This window comes from Kitasatospora sp. NPDC127060 (genome assembly GCF_042724935.1).
Lineage (GTDB): Bacteria > Actinomycetota > Actinomycetes > Streptomycetales > Streptomycetaceae > Kitasatospora.
Genome location: NZ_JBHXEG010000182.1, coordinates 1 through 2,606, shown reverse-complemented (window position 1 = coordinate 2,606; position 2,606 = coordinate 1). Strand labels below are relative to the sequence as shown.

The window sequence follows — 2,606 nt, the reverse complement described above, 5'->3', positions numbered from 1 at the left end:
CGATCTCGACCGGGTTTCCCTTCAGCGTGACCTGGGTCATGAAAAGTCTCCTACCAGCGGTGTACGACGGGTGACAACGTCGTTGATCCTACTGCCCGCCCAATGGCGCCCACGGCCGGTGACCGAGGAGCGGACGCCCCTGGTCGCCGGCTCCGGGGCGGTGGGGCTGGGCGGTGGCGGGGATGTGCTGTCGGGGCCGTGTGAGGTGTTGGCCGGTGCCCGGTTCCCGGTTCGGGCACGCGGTCGACGAGGCCTATGGCAATTTGAGCCGCCAGCCGCAGTGGCAGCACGTGCAACAGCAGGTCATGGACCGGATCGGCAACCACCCACGTCTGACTCCGTACGTCCGCCAGCCGCACGAGTACTTCGCTGAGGCGTTCAATCACTGGACCGCCAAGACGCTGGACAAATTCACGTACGGCGACCGCGAGGCGGCGCAACTCCTGGAGGAGTACTTTGAACGAGCATTCTGAGCCCTACGAGGTCACCGACTATCCGATGCTCGACGCCAATGGCGTCACCATCTGGCTGAAGTACGGTGGAAGGACCGTGGAGGGGTACTTCTACGACGGGTGGTACAAGTTCGAGCCGGGGGACCCCCGCTACGACGAACTCCTCCCGCAGGCACGGCAGAATCCGCAGGACGTCGAGGAGAGTACGGCCCCGATCTACCCCGAGACCATGGCCATCCTGGACGAGATGCAGCGCAAGACGCGGGAGCGCAACGCAGGCCAGTAGCGGGCCGCCGGCGCGCGGAGCGCGGGCGCCGGGCGGGCTCCGCGCGCGGGTGGGGGCGGTCAGGGGGCGGTGGGGGACCGGGTGGTGAGGCCGGTGACGAGCTGGTCGCGGATGCGGGCAAGGACCTGGGGCCGCGGCGGCCCAGGTCGGGGCGGGCATGACGGCCCAGCCGGAGGCCGGCCGGCCCGCGCGGGGCCCTGCCGCGACAGGCGCTGGGCCCCAGGAGCGGCCTCAGGAGCCGTGGATGCGCTGGCCCGGGGGTCAGGGTCCCCGCCGGGTCGAAACGCCGTTCGGCCCGGCGTACCCGCTCCTACAGCCCCCCGTAGTGCCGCGCCCGGTCCGCGCCCGTCATCCCCGGCACCGCCCTGATCAGGTATCGCTTGCCGGCCGGCTGAACCGTCCAGTTGAACCGCCCGCTCGTACAGCCGCTGGTTGTGCTCCGGCATCCGCGATGACGCCTGCCTGGCCGCTGCCCAGTACCGCCTTGAACAGTTCCCGGTCGCGCTCGCGCGAGGCCGTCACCGGTTCAACCGGTGCCGGTCACCCCCTCCACCTCCCGCACCGTGTCCGTCTGCAGGCCGTGGTGCTGCACCGCTCCGCCGATGCCGCCGGCGCTCAGGGTCCCGCCCACCGACAGGTGCAGGTGGTCCGGCGGCACCGGCGGCACCCGGCCGATCGCCGGCCCCGTGTCCGCCGGCCGCGCCCAGGTGGCGCGGGCCTCCACCACGGCCGGGCCGGGTCCTGGGTGTCGATCGTGATGCCGCTGCGGGGATTTGGTCCGGTCGTAGCCGGAGCGCGACTGCAGCTCGGCTGTGTCCAGGGTCGCGGTGTTTTTGCTCTGTCCGTTGACGGTTGCGGGGGTGCGGTGGCGGCGGTGATGGCCACTGTCCGCTGCACGTCGGGTGCCGTGCCGGGGCGCTGCACTGGGCGGGGAGTGGCGTTGACCAGGTGGCCGAAGTCGCCGCGGGGGTGTTCCAGGCGCTCGCCGGTGAGGGTTGCGCCGTCGTTCGGGGCGGGCAGTTCGGTGGCGTCCGTGCCTGGTCCGGCGGCATGGGCGTGGGCGGGTGGTGGTGTTCCGGTCGCCGGCGCCGGCGCTGTCGATCAGGGTGCGGTGGGACGGGTTTGGCCTGTTCGTCACGGGGCTGTTCCGGTCAGTCGTCACGTGAGGGGGGTCGTTGTGCCGCGGTCGTCTCGCGGTCGTCTCGCGGTTGTCCTGCGGTTGTCCTGCGGTTGTGTGCCGTGCCGTTACGCCCTCCGGGGGGGGCTTCTGTGCTGGTTGGTGCTGCTGTTCGTGCAGCCGTCGCAGGGTGTTGAGTGTGGACTTCCCGTACCGGCTTTGGTGGCGGGGCTGGTTCGGGGGGGATGTGGGTCGCTGCTTCGGCCGCCTCCCGTAGTAGCGCGTGCCGCGTTCCGGGCACGCCGGCTTGCTGCGGATCGCGGCTGAGGTCCAGCAGGACCCGGGGTGGGTTTGAAGGTGTGGATGTGTGGGGTGACGGCGAACAGTGTCCGGTACACCCGCGGGCCCTCCTGCCCGTCCAGGGCCCACCGGTTGGAGTCCAGCGGCCGCGTCCGTGCCGCCGGCACCGGGTCCTCGTGCGGACGGCCCGTCACCGGGTCACCTGGCCCAGCCGGCGCTCGATGTCCCTGAGTTCGGCCACCGAGTACTCCCACATCCGCCGCTGGTGGGCGGGCGCGTCCGCGGGGATGTGGGCGGAGGCGGCCCGCGCCTGCGCCAGCAGCGCCTGCCGGGCTCCCGGCATCCGGGCCGCCCGCGGGCTGGTCTCGCTCAAGTCCCGTAGTACGTAGGCGAGTTTGTAGGCGTAGACGTGCGGGGTGGCGGTGAACAGGATCCGGTAGACCCGTAGTCC

The 2,606-nt window shown here is 71.7% G+C and carries 3 protein-coding genes and 1 pseudogene; 2 read left to right on the top strand and 2 right to left on the bottom strand.

The genetic code is table 11. The annotated features are described in order from the left end of the window. The first annotated feature begins 215 nt into the window (after positions 1 to 215). Together ACFWIS_RS40555 and ACFWIS_RS40550 are read left to right on the top strand one after the other, a co-directional pair. A complete protein-coding gene (locus tag ACFWIS_RS40555; RefSeq protein ID WP_380464084.1) occupies positions 216 to 473 on the top strand; it encodes a hypothetical protein in 258 nt (85 codons plus the stop codon). After that, positions 457 to 738 carry a hypothetical protein gene (locus tag ACFWIS_RS40550; RefSeq protein ID WP_380464086.1) on the top strand — a complete coding sequence of 94 codons (282 nt, stop codon included), beginning with the start codon at positions 457 to 459 and terminating at the stop codon, positions 736 to 738. Before ACFWIS_RS40555 ends, ACFWIS_RS40550 begins: the two co-directional genes overlap by 17 nt. Before the next feature lie 526 nt (positions 739 to 1,264). Here ACFWIS_RS40550 and ACFWIS_RS40545 read toward each other — a convergent pair. Both ACFWIS_RS40545 and ACFWIS_RS40540 read right to left on the bottom strand, forming a co-directional pair. Beyond that, positions 1,265 to 1,465 (bottom strand): hypothetical protein, encoded by a 201-nt coding sequence (locus tag ACFWIS_RS40545; protein WP_380464088.1) that lies wholly within the window; start codon positions 1,463 to 1,465, stop codon positions 1,265 to 1,267. Between the two features lie 880 nt (positions 1,466 to 2,345). Next, a pseudogene (locus ACFWIS_RS40540) lies at positions 2,346 to 2,606 on the bottom strand (hypothetical protein); the annotation flags it as partial.